Here is a 13,823-nt window from a genome sequence, read left to right as displayed (position 1 = left end):
GCAAGACTCCGGTTCAGGCTGTCGATGAGACGCTCCGCGTCGAGCAGGCCGACGGATGCGTCCTTGAATGCAGCAACTGCATGCGCATGCGACGACAGGCGTTGCGCGAGCGTCGCGGGCACCGGTTGAAGTTGCGCGCGTGTGAAGCGATGCACGCCATCCACCGCATCGACGGGAAACGCGATCGGCCCTTCGTGCTCGCCGTTGCCGCGCTGCATGACGACGAGCCGCCCGAGCTCGCGCGCATCGATCGACACGCTTTTTACGGCGCTTTCACTCGTTTCGATACCGAAGAGCGCGGCGAGCGACGCGCAGACGATCAGACGCCCGCGCACGTTCGCAACACCCAGCACCGCGCGATGCCGCCGATGCGGCAGCGAATGCACCGGCCGCAGTTGCGCCACTTGCGCGCAGAACGGTGTCGGCAGGCCGAGCCATTCACCGCCGATGCGAAACACGAGGCATGAAAGCGTGTCCGCTTCGTCGTCGTTGCGACGGACTGGGGACGATGCGACCACGGACGTGCGCGCTTCCACGCGGTCGAGCATGCGCGACGCGGCTTCCTCGTGCGTCGGGCAGTTGCGGCAATGCACATAGCGTTCGAGCTTCGGGCACGATGCATCGCCGCGCACGCCGATGCGGTTCCAGCAATCGTCGATATCGACGGCGATGTTGATGTCGCGGGCGTTCATCGCGCGCTCCCGGTGACGCGTTCCGCACGCGCGCGCAAGAGGCGTGCGCCGCTTTCGTCGCCATCGAGCGAAAGGCATGCGGCGAGATGCGTGAGCGCTTCGCGATGCGCGGGATCGAGATACAACGCGCGGCGATAATGCCCGCGCGATTCCTGCTGCGCGCCGCGCGCATCCGCGATCACGCCGAGCAGATAGTACGCATCCGCGTTCGATGGATTCGCGCCGAGATAGTGACGCGCAGCGAGTGCGGCAGCATCGAGCTGACCGGCATCGGCAAGTTCACGCGCCTGCGCGAGGTCGTTGTTTGCGGGTCGGGTTCGAACGGGCGCTTCGACGGCCACAGGCTTCGCGCGAGCGACGGGCGGCGCGCTCGCCCACGCGGGCAAGACGAACGGCGCTGGCGTCTTGATCGCGGGCACGCCCGGCCACGTGCCATTGAACACGTTCGCGCTCGCGCGCTCCGGACGATTGAACGCGAACGCGAGCGGAATGTTCGCGGAGCTCATGCCCTCGCGCATCAGAAGCCCGGTTTCCGCCGGACCGACGAAGAGCGTGCCGCCTTGCGCGAGCAAGCCGTCGAGCACGCGCAGCACGGCGCATTGCGTGTCGCGATCGAAATAGATCAGCACGTTGCGGCACAGAATGAAATCGAAGCGCTCGAACGCGTGCGCATCGAGGTGCAGCAGATTCGCCTGCGTGAAGCGCACGCTTTGCGCGATGGCCGGATCAAGCTGCCAGCCGCCTTCGGCCGCGCGGAAATGCCGGTCGCGATAGCCGAGCGCGCGTCCGCGAAACGCGTTACGCCCGTAATGCGCGCGCCGGGCGATGGCGAGCGCGCGCTCGCTCACGTCGATCGCATCGATGGCGAAGCGCTCGGCGGGAATGCCCGCTTCGATCAGCGACATCGCGACCGTATAGGCTTCCTCGCCCGTCGAGCACGGCGCGCTCAGCACACGTATGGGTTTCGCGGGACGTTCGTGAAGACGCACGCGTGCAAGACGCGCGAGCGCGGCGAAGGCTTCGGGATCGCGAAAGAACCATGTCTCCGGCACGACCACCGCTTCGATCAGTTCCTGCATGCACGACGGGTCCTGCGTGACCGCGCGATAGTAATCGTCGAGCGTGCCGCCCTCCCGATCGCGCCACAGGCTGTAGCGTTCCCGCACCGCGCGCGAAACCGAATTCGCCCCGATCGACTCGGCATCGAGCCCGATCGTCCGGTGCAACAGGTCGATGAAACCACCGATGCCGGACGGTTCGTCGAAGGCGTTCGGCCGCGCGCTCATGCCGCGCTCCCGGCGAAGAGCAGCGCCTGCACGTCGTCGGGCAACAAGTGCTCGATGCGCACCCACTGGAGCAGCCCCGCTTCGTCGCGCGTGAGCGGGCCGAGATAGCGCGCGTGCGGCGTGTCGATGCCCGCATCGATGAACGAAGCGGCGTCGAACGTCACCGTGCGCGTCGCCTGTTCGAGCAGCAGGCCGAGCCGGTGAGGCGTCGTCACGCCATGTTCATCGCGGCGCGGATACGTGACGAGCGCGAGTCGCGTGGACAGTCTTTCGTGCGATGCGCGGGCAAGCGCGAGCGCCGCGAGGTCGATCACGGGCACGCTCGCGCCTTCGTAATCGAGCACGCCGGCAACCCATGCGGGCGCGCCCGGCAGCGTCTTGAGCGGCGCGAGCGGCAACATGCGCTCGATCTGCGCGCTGTCGAGCAGATAGCGGTCGGAGCCGAGCGTGAACTGGACGAAGAGCATCGCGGCGCGCCCTGCTTTAAGCAGCCACCTTGAAACGCGATACGCCCGTGCGCAAGCCGTTGGCGACGTGCGTGAGATCGTCGATCGCTTGCGTCGACTGGCGCAACGATTCGGCCGTCTGCTGCGCCGCCTCCGACAATTGCGACAGCGCCTGCGAAATCTGGTCCGCGCCGGTGGCCTGCGTCTGCATGCCTTCGTTGATCATCGAGACGCGCGGCGCGAGCGTCTGCACCTGATGGATGATCTGCGAAAGCTGTCCGCCCACTTGCTGCACGTCGAGCATGCCGCGGCGCACTTCCTCGGAGAACTTGTCCATGCCCATCACGCCTGCCGCGACGGCCGACTGGATCTCCTTCACCATCTGCTCGATATCGAACGTGGCGACGGCCGTTTGATCCGCGAGACGGCGAATCTCCGTGGCGACGACCGCGAAGCCGCGCCCGTATTCGCCGGCCTTTTCCGCTTCGATCGCCGCGTTCAGCGACAGCAGATTGGTTTGATCCGCGACTTTCGTGATGGTCGCGACGACCTGATTGATATTGCCCGCCTTCTCGTTCAGGATCGCGAGCTTGCCGTTCACCGAACCCGCCGCTTCCATCACGAGGCGCATGGTTTCTTCCATGCGCGTGAGTCCCGCCTGACCGGTGCCCGCGAGCGCCGCCGACTGTTCCGCGACGCCCGACACTTCGTTCATCGTGCGCACCAGATCGCGCGCGGTCGCGAAGATTTCACGCGACGTCGCGCCGATTTCCGTCGTGGTCGCAGCCGTTTCGCTCGCGGTGGCCTGCTGCTCGCGCGCGGTCGCGGCGATCTCCGACACGGAAGTCGTCACCTGCACGGCCGATTTCTGCGCCTGGCTGACGAGGCCCGTGAGCTCGTCGGTCATGCGGTTGAAGCCCGCTTCGAGCGTGCCGAATTCGTCGCGGCGCGCGAGCGCGAGCCGCTGCGTGAAGTCGCCCGTGCGCATCTTGTCGACGACATCGACCATGCGCAGCATCGGCACGGTCAGCGCTTTCATCAGCATCAGGCCGAGCACGGCTGCCGCGGCGATCGCAATCAGCATGATGACGATGAGCGTGACCTCCGACTTCTGCACCGAGGCGCGAATACTCTCGATCGACTTCGCATTGAACGTCTCGTTGTGATCGACGAGCGCGCGCGTCGCGCTCTGTCCCGCTTCCCATGCCGGCGTGAGGCGCGTGTTGAACGTCTCGACGGCCGCGTCTTTCGAGCTCGCGAGCGCGCGCAGCGTCTCGTCCTGAATCGGGGCGTAAAGCTCGCGCTGGCGCTTGAAAGCGTTGAAGAGGCGGCGATCGTCTTCTTCGAAGATGGTGGGCACGTAGGTGTCCATCAACTTGTCGAGCGTCGCGCGCGTTTCGGCGAGGCGCTGCGTGTCGCGGCGCGTCTGCTCCGCGTCCTTGTCGATGAAGACGAGCCGTTGCGTGATCGTGTAAGTCTCGAACCACGCGGCGCGCAGATCGTTGGATAGCGACACGCCGACCATCGAATCGTCTTCGAGGCTTTTGGCTTCCCGGTCGATGCCGCCGAGCAGCGTGTACGACAGTGCGGCCATGACGAGCATCAGCGAAAGAACGATGCCGAAGCTGGCCAGAATGCGGTGGCGAATGGACAGTTGCTTCACGCGATGAGCCCTGGCAGTGGATTAAGTCGCTGGCGCAACGCGCAAGCGCGAACACGCCCCGGCAACGAGGCTTTTCAATTGTAGGATGAATTCCGGCGCATCGAAGCCGCGCGCTCAGAGCGTGTGTCTGACGTGTTAACGGCCGATTGTGGCCGTGCTTGAATCCGCCGTGTGGAGACGAATCATTTCGCCGTGTTTCAGCACGGTGAACGCGTCGGCGGGCAGGCCAGCGTGGCGCGCGGCCTCGGCGAGACGGCGCGGCGGCTCGTCGAGCGGCTCGTCGGTGAGTTCGAACGAACCCCAGTGAATGCCGACTGCCTTTTTCGCACGCACATCCTCGAAGATGCGCACGGCTTCTTCCGGATCGACGTGCTGCGCATGCATGAACCAGCGCGGATCGTAAGCGCCGATCGGAATCAGCGCGAGATCGAAGCCGCCGAAACGCGCGCCGATGTCGCGGAAATCCGGCGAATAACCGGTGTCGCCCGCGAACCAGAACGAGTACGGACGCGCCGCGCCCGCCGGCGTCTTCACGACCCAGCTGCCCCACAGCGTTTCCGCGCGGTCGAAGAGCGTGCGCGCGGACCAGTGCTGAGCCGGCACGAACCAGATGTCGAGTCCCGAAGCGTGCGTTTCGTCGCTCCAGTCGAGTTCCTGCACGTTGGTCACGCCGATGTCGTTCATCCACCGCTTGATGCCGAGCGGCACCAGAAAGCGCGGCGGACCGCCTGCCTGCCGGTTGAGCGCCTCGATGCTCGGCTTGTCGAGATGATCGTAGTGATTGTGCGAGATCAGCACGATATCGATGTGCGGCAATTCATCGATCGTGAGGCCGGGCGGTGTCTTGCGCTTCGGGCCCGCGAACGAAAGCGGCGAGGCGCGTTCGGAGAACACCGGGTCGGTGAGGATGTTCACGCCGTCGAGCTGCACGAGCGCGCTCGCGTGACCGATCCACGTGAGCGTATCGACGGAGCGGTTCGCCTTGAGCCACGCGACATCGGGATGCGCCATCGGAAAGTGATAGCCGTTCGCGGGCGGCTTCGGCAAACCCTGCGTGAAACGCTCCCAGCGCCACTTCAAAAACGATTCGCGTGGCAAGTGGCCGTAGTTGTTTTCGAAGCCCGCCGCGGTGTGCTTCGCGTGATGCAACGGCTCAGGCGGCTGCAGTTGTTGCGCTTGCGCCGCGGGAACGGCCTCTTCGCTTCGCGCGGGCGTGCCCGACGAGCAGCCCGCCAGCAGCGCAAGCGCGCACAACGCGGCGTGGGAACGTCGCAGGATCACGCTGGCCGAAAAAGATGACAAAACACGCATGTTTTGAGCGAAGGCATGCCGAAGCGGGCATTCGATTGTACGAAATGCACGCGAAGCCGTCTTTGCGCGATTTTTCCGCCGATAGTCCGATAGCGGCTCGACCGCGCCGCATAAGGTTAAGCGCGCGCTGCACGGCAAACCGGCCCGCTTCTTGCGTTGTCTCGCCCCGGCACTGAAAAATCAGTGCTTCGAAAATCAATTGCGGCGCGCGCTCTTATTGATGCGATCATTGCATCCAGCGCGTAGCACGGCAGCGTCGGACACGGGGGCGTCATGAGCGGCAGTCAAAGAAGAAACGCGATCAACACATTCAACCCGCAATTGCACACGATGCACGCGATGCTGGTGTCGCGCTCCGCATCACACGTGGCGAGCGCGATGCGGCCGGAGGGCCGCGACGACGCGCTCGCGGAAGGCATCGCCGACGTCATCGCGCACTGCGGCCATGCCGGGCTGGGCCTTTTTCTGGCGGCGGTCTGGCACTGGCTCGACGAACGCGACTATCACGAAGCCGCGGATGGCGTGCAGCATCACATCGAAAGCGGCACGATGCCGACGCTTGCGCCTACGCTCAAGATGGCGCGCCGGCGCGATGCGCGCGTAACGTAACGCATGCAGTCACGCGTGAAGCCGTAGCGTTACGCGCCGAACCACCCCGCGTCGACGTAATAGTCGCGCGCGGTGCAGCGCGCTGCGTCGTCGGAAGCGAGAAACAGCACCATGCGCGCGACATGCTCGGGGTCGATGCGTTCGTGCAGGCATTGCTGCGCGATGAGCTTCGCTTCGCTGTCCGGCGACTGCCACAGCTTCATCTGACGCGGCGTGCGCACGGCGCCGGGAATCACCGTGTTCACGCGGATGCCATGTTCGCCGAGTTCGCGCGCGAGCCCGCGCGTGAGACCTTCGATCGCGGCCTTCGCGGTCATGTAGAGCGTGAGCTCGGGCAGCGCGAGATGCCATGAAATCGAGCCCATGTTGACGATCGCGCCATGCTTCGCCGCGCGCATGCGCTTCGCCGCGGCCTGCGCGCAGAAGAACTGATGCCGCAGGTTCACGGCCATGCGCTCGTCCCAGTACGCGGCGCTCACGTTGTCCCAATGATGACGATCGTCGTTCGCGGCATTGTTGACGAGCACGTCGATGGAACCGGCCGTATTGGCGATATCGTCGAACGCGCGTTCGATGGCGGCCGCGTCGCGCAGATCGCAATGCAGGAACGTCGGCCCATGCGGCTCGCCCGCGAGCGTCTGTTCGAGCCGGCGCGAATCGGCCTCGGCGACATCGATGAAAAACACGCGCGCGCCCTGCTTCGCGAATGCCTCGACGATCGCCGCGCCAATGCCGCTGCCGCCGCCCGTCACGACGACACGCTTGTCCACGAGACTCGGATAGATGGCGTAGGACATGGCGGCTCGCTCAATGTGAATGGCGCGGATTACCGCGCTTTTCGATCACCTTCAGATACAGCGTCGCGGGTTCGAGGCATCCGCCCGTGGACAGTTGCCCCACGGTTTGCCGATACAACTCCTGCCACGGCGTCTGCGCCACGGGCGCGGCGAATGCGGACTGCGCGCGACGGCTTTCGAGCTCGGCCTCATCGAGCAGCACGTTCACGCTGCGCGCGTTCAGGTCGACGCGAATCTTGTCGTTCGTGCGCAGGAGCGCGAGGCCGCCACCGACTGCCGCTTCCGGCGACATGTTCAGAATCGACGGGCTCGCGGACGTGCCGCTCTGCCTTCCGTCGCCCATGCAGGGCAAGGAATCGATGCCGCGCTTGATGAGTTCGGCGGGCGGCGCCATGTTCACGACTTCCGCGCTGCCCGGATAACCGACGGTGCCGCAGCCGCGAATCACGAGAATGCAATGCTCGTCGATGGCGAGCGCGGGATCGTTGATGCGCGCGTGATAGTCCTCGGGGCCGTCGAATACGATCGCGCGCGCTTCGAACGTGTTTTCCGCGCCGGGCTCGCTCAGATAGGTCTTCGTGAAGGCCTCGCCGACGACCGACATCTTCATGATGGCGCTATCGAAGAAATTGCCCGACAGCACCATGAAGCCCGCGCCGTGTTTCAAGGGATCGTCCGCCGTGCGGATGACGTCGTTGTCGGCCGCGGGCGCATCGCTCGCGATCGCGCCGATCGTGCGGCCCGATACGGTCAGGCAATCGCGTTCGATGAGTCCTGCCGCATCGAGTTGCCTGATGACCGCGGGCACCCCGCCCGCGCGATGGAAACTCTCGCCGAGATATTCGCCCGCGGGCATGCAGTTCACGATGAGCGGCACTTGTTCGCCATGACGCTGCCAGTCTTCGAGACTCAGCTCGATGCCCATATGCCGCGCAATGGCGATCAGATGCGGCGGGCAATTCGTCGATGCGCCGAGCGCGGACGCCACGACGATTGCGTTGATGAAGGCTTCGCGCGTCATGATCTTCGACGGCTTCAAGTCTTCGCGCACCATGTCGACGATGCGCTTGCCCGTCGCATACGCCATCTGTCCGCGCTCGCGATACGCGGCCGGAATGCTTGCGCAGGTCGGCAGCGACATGCCGAGCGCTTCGGCGAGACTGTTCATCGAGAGCGCGGTGCCCATCGTGTTGCAATGACCGATCGACGGCGACGAAGCGGTCGTCAGCCGCATGAAGCCTTCGTAATCGATCTCGCCCGCCGCGAGCAGATTGCGCGCATGCCAGATCACCGTGCCCGAGCCGACGCGCTTGCCTTCGTACCAGCCGTCGAGCATCGGACCGCCGGAGAGCACGATCGCGGGCATATCCACGGTGGCCGCCGCCATCAGACATGCTGGCGTGGTCTTGTCGCAACCGGTCGTGAGCACGACGCCGTCGAGCGGAAAGCCATGCAGGATTTCGACGAGCCCCAGATACGCGAGATTGCGATCGAGCGCGGCAGTCGGACGGCGGCTCTGCTCCGCGAGCGGGTGGACCGGAAACTCCATCGGGATGCCGCCTGCATCGCGGATGCCGGCTTTCGTGCGCGCGGCGAGTTCGATGTGATGGCGATTGCATGGCGCAAGATCGCTGCCCGTCTGCGCAATGCCGATGATCGGACGGCCCGATTGCAGCTCTTCGCGCGTGAGGCCGTAGTTCATGAAGCGCTCGACATAGAGCGCGGTCATGTCGGCGTGGGATGGATCGTCGAACCATTCCTGGCTGCGCAGACGCTTCGGATTCGATTGGGGCATGGGGTGTCTCTCCGATTTCTCGCAGTCGTTCGACATTCGACGCTGCGTTTATGGGTTCGTTACCGGTAACATCGAAATCAATGTTAGCACGCAATCGCCACGTTGCTTTGGCTCAGGCGCTTTCGCGCGGTATAACGGAATAGGTTACGCGCAGGCGCTTGCCGGACGGCCCGGTGATGCCCTGGTCGCGCGCTTCGAGCGCCGCAAGCAGGGTCTCGCCGGTGCGCAGACCGATGCCGTAGGCGTCGACGGAGACTGTCGTGATCGACGGCGTGCAGCACGCCGCGACTTCGAAATTGCCGAAGCCCGCCACGGCGATATCGTCCGGCACCGCGAGACCGCGCCGGTGGCATTCCATTATCGCGCCGAACGCGGACATGTCGCTCACGCACATCACCGCTTGCGTGTCGGGCCAGGTGTCCAGAAGCGCGGTGATCGCCGGGCCGCCGTGGCTCATCGTGATGGGCGAATCGCCGAGACGCACGATGCGTTCGTGATCGAGGCCGAGCGCCTTCATCTGCGCGCGGAAACCCTTCAGGCGATCCAGTCCGCGACGATCCAGTTCGCTCGCCCCGCCGATGAAGCCGATGCGCTCATAACCGCGATCGGCAAGATAGCGCACCATCTCGCGCGCGGCGCTGACGTTCGAGAAGCCGACGGCGGCATCGATCGGATCGGCGGGCGCATCCCACATCTCCACGACGGGCACGCCCGAGCGGCGCAGCAACGTGCGCGTTGCATCCGTATGACGTGAGCCGGTCAGCGCGATGCAGCGCGGCTGATGACGCAGCATCGAGCGCACGAGCCGCTCCTCGCGGTCCAGATGGTAGTCCGTGTCGCCGATCAGCAATTGCAGACCGTGCGGTTCGAGCGACGCGGAAAGGCCGCGCACGGTGTCCGAGAAGTTGGAGCTGGCGAGCGACGGCACCAGCACGGCGACGAATTCCGAGCGCCCGGACGATAGCGCGCCCGCGGCGGCATCGGCGACGTAGCCGAGATCGTCGATCGCCTTCTGCACGCGCTCGCGCGTCGCCAGCGCAACACTGTGGCCGGCGAGAACGCGCGATACGGTCATCTTCGAGACGCCGGCAAGACGCGCGACGTCGGACATGCGCGGCGGGCCGGCGGCGGGATCAAAGGGGGAGATCGGCATGCGTCGGCGTTCAGTCGACTCGCACCCAGCCGTCTTCCCGCTGTTCCAGGATGAGGTGGAGTTTGGTTTCGCCGGCTTCCCGGTCGGCGGCCGTCACTTCGGGGAAGGCGCGCTTGATGTCGCGATCATCGGCCCACGGGGCGACATTTTCGAGCTTGTAAGTGTAGGTGACGTCCGACCGATGCGCGGTCGGATCGGGCTCGGTCCAGGCGACAACCTTGCCGAGTTTGACGTGCGCATAGCAGAGCATCCATGCGCGTGGATCGCTCGTTGCGTTGGGGTCGCCTGCGGGCCGTGTCGTTTCCACCGCGTACTTCTGCCCTTCGCCGGTCAGACTGTACGCGATGCCGTTCTGTTTGGCGTTGGTGGTTGCCGGAGCCGTGGCCGCACGCGCGATCAGACCGCTTTTTTCGAGCGCGGCGAGTTGTTCGCGCAGCGCTGCGGACGAGTACTCGTTGAGATCCCGGTTCCCGTACACCGATGGGAATGCGTACGGGCCGCGACCGCTCCGATTCAGGCATAGCAAGCCGCGGTTGGTTTTCATGTCGGCGGAAATGGCGTCGCCCAGACTGGACTCGCTCGCGTCGTTCTTTTTGCCGCAAGCCACGACAAGCAAGGCGGCGCTCACGGCAGCAATCAACAGGCTCGTTCTCATATGCGCTCCGGGAAGGTCGGCATGATGGGTACAACCTTTCGATGCCATTCTACCGACAGAAGTCGGGTGTTCGAAGAAGGCATCGTGATGGAACGAACTCTCGTGATGCAAACGGCGCGCCCAACGCAAAAACCCCACCTTTGCGGGGTGGGGTTTTTGTTTGCAGCATGAGGAGCCTGACGATTACCTACTTTCACACGGGTGATCCGCACTATCATCGGCGTGGAGTCGTTTCACGGTCCTGTTCGGGATGGGAAGGGGTGGTACCGACTCGCTATGGTCATCAGGCATGACTTGTTGCTGTGTCGTCTTGGGGACGCGACAGCCAATCCGGGAAGAAGTAGCAGTGTTTGGGGTGGTGATCGTGGCACAACGACACTCAACCTGAGCGTGCCCCCTACGGGGGCGGCACTGAGTAAGTGCTGAAGCACTAACTCATTGCGTAAAACACACTGGTTATAGGATCAAGCCTTACGGGCAATTAGTATCAGTTAGCTCAATGCATTACTGCACTTACACACCTGACCTATCAACGTCCTGGTCTGGAACGACCCTTCAAGGGGCTCGAAGCCCCGGGGATATCTCATCTTAAGGCGAGTTTCCCGCTTAGATGCTTTCAGCGGTTATCTCTTCCGAACATAGCTACCCGGCGATGCGACTGGCGTCACAACCGGTACACCAGAGGTTCGTCCACTCCGGTCCTCTCGTACTAGGAGCAGCCCCCTTCAAATATCCAACGCCCACGGCAGATAGGGACCAAACTGTCTCACGACGTTTTAAACCCAGCTCACGTACCTCTTTAAATGGCGAACAGCCATACCCTTGGGACCGGCTACAGCCCCAGGATGAGATGAGCCGACATCGAGGTGCCAAACACCGCCGTCGATATGAACTCTTGGGCGGTATCAGCCTGTTATCCCCAGAGTACCTTTTATCCGTTGAGCGATGGCCCTTCCATACAGAACCACCGGATCACTATGACCTGCTTTCGCACCTGCTCGACTTGTCGGTCTCGCAGTTAAGCACGCTTATGCCATTGCACTATCAGCACGATTTCCGACCGTACCTAGCGTACCTTCGTACTCCTCCGTTACACTTTGGGAGGAGACCGCCCCAGTCAAACTGCCTACCATGCACTGTCCCCGATCCGGATCACGGACCAAGGTTAGAACCTCAAACAAACCAGGGTGGTATTTCAAGGACGGCTCCACCAAGACTAGCGTCCTGGTTTCATAGCCTCCCACCTATCCTACACAGATCGGTTCAAAGTCCAATGCAAAGCTACAGTAAAGGTTCATGGGGTCTTTCCGTCTAGCCGCGGGGAGATTGCATCATCACAAACACTTCAACTTCGCTGAGTCTCGGGAGGAGACAGTGTGGCCATCGTTACGCCATTCGTGCAGGTCGGAACTTACCCGACAAGGAATTTCGCTACCTTAGGACCGTTATAGTTACGGCCGCCGTTTACCGGGACTTCAATCAAGAGCTTGCACCCCATCATTTAATCTTCCGGCACCGGGCAGGCGTCACACCCTATACGTCCACTTTCGTGTTTGCAGAGTGCTGTGTTTTTATTAAACAGTCGCAGCCACCAGTTTATTGCAACCCTTTCACCCTCCTGGCGCAGGCCAGTCAAGCTACAAGGGCGTACCTTATCCCGAAGTTACGGTACCAATTTGCCGAGTTCCTTCTCCCGAGTTCTCTCAAGCGCCTTAGAATACTCATCTCGCCCACCTGTGTCGGTTTGCGGTACGGTCACTATTAGACTGAAGCTTAGAGGCTTTTCTTGGAACCACTTCCAATTGCTTCGCTTCCGAAGAAGCTCGCGCCACACCCTTGAATTACGTGCCCGGATTTGCCTAAGCACCTTCTCCAATGCAGCGACCGGGACTTCCAACACCCGGACAACCTTCCGCGATCCGTCCCCATCGCATCTAACAATGGTGCAGGAATATTGACCTGCTTCCCATCAGCTACGCATTTCTGCCTCGCCTTAGGGGCCGACTCACCCTACGCCGATGAACGTTGCGTAGGAAACCTTGGGCTTACGGCGAGGGGCTTTTCACCCCTTTATCGCTACTCATGTCAGCATTCGCACTTCCGATACCTCCAGCATGCCTTTCGACACACCTTCGCAGGCTTACGGAACGCTCTCCTACCACACGCACTTACGTGCGCATCCGCAGCTTCGGTGACTGGCTTGAGCCCCGTTACATCTTCCGCGCAGGACGACTCGATCAGTGAGCTATTACGCTTTCTTTAAAGGGTGGCTGCTTCTAAGCCAACCTCCTGACTGTTTTAGCCTTCCCACTTCGTTTCCCACTTAGCCAATCTTTGGGACCTTAGCTGGCGGTCTGGGTTGTTTCCTCTTGACACCGGACGTTAGCACCCGATGTCTGTCTCCCGTGATTGCACTCTTCGGTATTCGGAGTTTGCTATGGCGTAGTAATCCGCAATGGACCCCACAACCATGACAGTGCTCTACCCCGAAGGTGATACACGAGGCACTACCTAAATAGTTTTCGGAGAGAACCAGCTATTTCCAAGTTTGTTTAGCCTTTCACCCCTATCCACAGCTCATCCCTAACTTTTCAACGTTAGTGGGTTCGGTCCTCCAGTACGTGTTACCGCACCTTCAACCTGGCCATGGATAGATCACTTGGTTTCGGGTCTACGCCCAGCAACTGATCGCCCTATTCGGACTCGCTTTCGCTACGCCTGCCTTAATCAGTTAAGCTCGCTACTGAACGTAAGTCGCTGACCCATTATACAAAGGTACGCCGTCACCCCTTACGAGGCTCCGACTGTTTGTATGCATGCGGTTTCAGGATCTATTTCACTCCCCTCCCGGGGTTCTTTTCGCCTTTCCCTCACGGTACTGGTTCACTATCGGTCGATCACGAGTATTTAGCCTTGGAGGATGGTCCCCCCATCTTCAGACAGGATTTCACGTGTCCCGCCCTACTTGTCGTACCCCTAGTTCTTCCATCCTATTTTCGTCTACAGGGCTATCACCTGCTATGGCCGCACTTTCCAGAGCGTTCGACTAATACGATAGATAAAGAGTACAGGCTGGTCCCATTTCGCTCGCCACTACTTTGGGAATCTCGGTTGATTTCTGTTCCTGCGGTTACTTAGATGTTTCAGTTCACCGCGTTCGCTCCACGCAACCTATGTATTCAGTTGCGGGTGACCCATACGGGCCGGGTTTCCCCATTCGGATATCGGAGGATCAAAGCTCGTTTGCCAGCTCCCCTCCGCTTTTCGCAGGCTACCGCGTCCTTCATCGCCTGTGATCGCCAAGGCATCCACCACATGCACTTGTTCGCTTGACCCTATAACGAGTGTGTCTCTCGACTCACCACGTCATAGGCTGAGTATTCGCGTTGTGCCGTATTCCAAAGCAATCTTTCGAT

Annotated in this window: 10 protein-coding genes and 2 rRNA genes; 1 reads left to right on the top strand and 11 read right to left on the bottom strand. The window is 62.3% G+C overall.

All coding sequences use genetic code 11. The annotated features are described in order from the left end of the window. The 5 genes from LY284_RS24720 to LY284_RS24700 all read right to left on the bottom strand — a co-directional run. On the bottom strand, window positions 1-692 hold a 692-nt coding region (locus LY284_RS24720; protein WP_077158137.1), incomplete at its 3' end, for a chemotaxis protein CheW. Further along, a complete protein-coding gene (locus LY284_RS24715) occupies window positions 689-1,978 on the bottom strand; it encodes a protein-glutamate O-methyltransferase CheR (RefSeq protein WP_233388319.1) in 1,290 nt (429 codons plus the stop codon). The genes LY284_RS24715 and LY284_RS24720, both read right to left, overlap by 4 nt. After that, window positions 1,975-2,445, bottom strand: a complete 471-nt coding sequence (locus tag LY284_RS24710) for a chemotaxis protein CheW (RefSeq protein ID WP_053568536.1) — start codon at window positions 2,443-2,445, stop codon at window positions 1,975-1,977. The genes LY284_RS24715 and LY284_RS24710 overlap by 4 nt, the downstream gene beginning before the upstream one ends. 16 nt (window positions 2,446-2,461) lie before the next feature. Continuing rightward, window positions 2,462-4,087, bottom strand: coding sequence for a methyl-accepting chemotaxis protein (locus LY284_RS24705; protein WP_233388318.1), 1,626 nt, complete (start codon window positions 4,085-4,087; stop codon window positions 2,462-2,464). Window positions 4,088-4,222: 135 nt separating this feature from the next. After that, complete coding sequence (locus LY284_RS24700) at window positions 4,223-5,398, bottom strand: MBL fold metallo-hydrolase (protein WP_233388316.1); 1,176 nt, start codon at window positions 5,396-5,398, stop codon at window positions 4,223-4,225. A gap of 273 nt (window positions 5,399-5,671) precedes the next feature. Here LY284_RS24700 and LY284_RS24695 point away from each other — a divergent pair, with 273 nt between their 5' ends. After that, the gene (locus tag LY284_RS24695) at window positions 5,672-6,007 is read left to right on the top strand and encodes a hypothetical protein (RefSeq protein WP_014250251.1); all 336 of its coding nucleotides are present in this window, start codon (window positions 5,672-5,674) and stop codon (window positions 6,005-6,007) included. A 29-nt stretch (window positions 6,008-6,036) separates the two neighbouring features. Here LY284_RS24695 and LY284_RS24690 read toward each other — a convergent pair whose 3' ends face one another. From LY284_RS24690 to LY284_RS24665, 6 genes are all read right to left on the bottom strand, one after another. Continuing rightward, window positions 6,037-6,804, bottom strand: coding sequence for an SDR family NAD(P)-dependent oxidoreductase (locus LY284_RS24690; RefSeq protein ID WP_233388314.1), 768 nt, complete (start codon window positions 6,802-6,804; stop codon window positions 6,037-6,039). A gap of 10 nt (window positions 6,805-6,814) precedes the next feature. Further along, the gene (locus tag LY284_RS24685) at window positions 6,815-8,599 is read right to left on the bottom strand and encodes an IlvD/Edd family dehydratase (protein ID WP_233388312.1); all 1,785 of its coding nucleotides are present in this window, start codon (window positions 8,597-8,599) and stop codon (window positions 6,815-6,817) included. A 112-nt stretch (window positions 8,600-8,711) separates the two neighbouring features. Then, window positions 8,712-9,752, bottom strand: a complete 1,041-nt coding sequence (locus LY284_RS24680) for a LacI family DNA-binding transcriptional regulator (RefSeq protein ID WP_233388310.1) — start codon at window positions 9,750-9,752, stop codon at window positions 8,712-8,714. A gap of 10 nt (window positions 9,753-9,762) precedes the next feature. After that, window positions 9,763-10,407 carry a hypothetical protein gene (locus LY284_RS24675; RefSeq protein WP_233388308.1) on the bottom strand — a complete coding sequence of 215 codons (645 nt, stop codon included), beginning with the start codon at window positions 10,405-10,407 and terminating at the stop codon, window positions 9,763-9,765. A gap of 174 nt (window positions 10,408-10,581) precedes the next feature. Continuing rightward, window positions 10,582-10,695 (bottom strand): 5S ribosomal RNA (rrf, locus tag LY284_RS24670). A gap of 172 nt (window positions 10,696-10,867) precedes the next feature. Then, window positions 10,868-13,742: ribosomal RNA gene (locus LY284_RS24665) — 23S ribosomal RNA — on the bottom strand. Window positions 13,743-13,823 lie beyond the last annotated feature (81 nt).

The sequence above is a fragment of the Caballeronia sp. PC1 genome (genome assembly GCF_021353155.1).
In the GTDB taxonomy this organism is placed as follows: Bacteria; Pseudomonadota; Gammaproteobacteria; order Burkholderiales; family Burkholderiaceae; genus Caballeronia; species Caballeronia cordobensis.
This window is presented reverse-complemented; position numbering and strand designations above follow the sequence as displayed.

Excerpts from the sequence above, each read along its gene's own strand:
- LY284_RS24690 (WP_233388314.1), bottom strand. The coding sequence starts at position 6,804 with ATGTCCTACGCCATCTATCCGAGTCTCGTGGACAAGCGTGTCGTCGTG.
- LY284_RS24685 (WP_233388312.1), bottom strand. The coding sequence starts at position 8,599 with ATGCCCCAATCGAATCCGAAGCGTCTGCGCAGCCAGGAATGGTTCGAC.
- LY284_RS24680 (WP_233388310.1), bottom strand. The coding sequence starts at position 9,752 with ATGCCGATCTCCCCCTTTGATCCCGCCGCCGGCCCGCCGCGCATGTCC.
- LY284_RS24715 (WP_233388319.1), bottom strand. The coding sequence starts at position 1,978 with ATGAGCGCGCGGCCGAACGCCTTCGACGAACCGTCCGGCATCGGTGGT.
- LY284_RS24710 (WP_053568536.1), bottom strand. The coding sequence starts at position 2,445 with ATGCTCTTCGTCCAGTTCACGCTCGGCTCCGACCGCTATCTGCTCGAC.
- LY284_RS24675 (WP_233388308.1), bottom strand. The coding sequence starts at position 10,407 with ATGAGAACGAGCCTGTTGATTGCTGCCGTGAGCGCCGCCTTGCTTGTC.
- LY284_RS24700 (WP_233388316.1), bottom strand. The coding sequence starts at position 5,398 with ATGCGTGTTTTGTCATCTTTTTCGGCCAGCGTGATCCTGCGACGTTCC.
- LY284_RS24695 (WP_014250251.1), top strand. The coding sequence starts at position 5,672 with ATGAGCGGCAGTCAAAGAAGAAACGCGATCAACACATTCAACCCGCAA.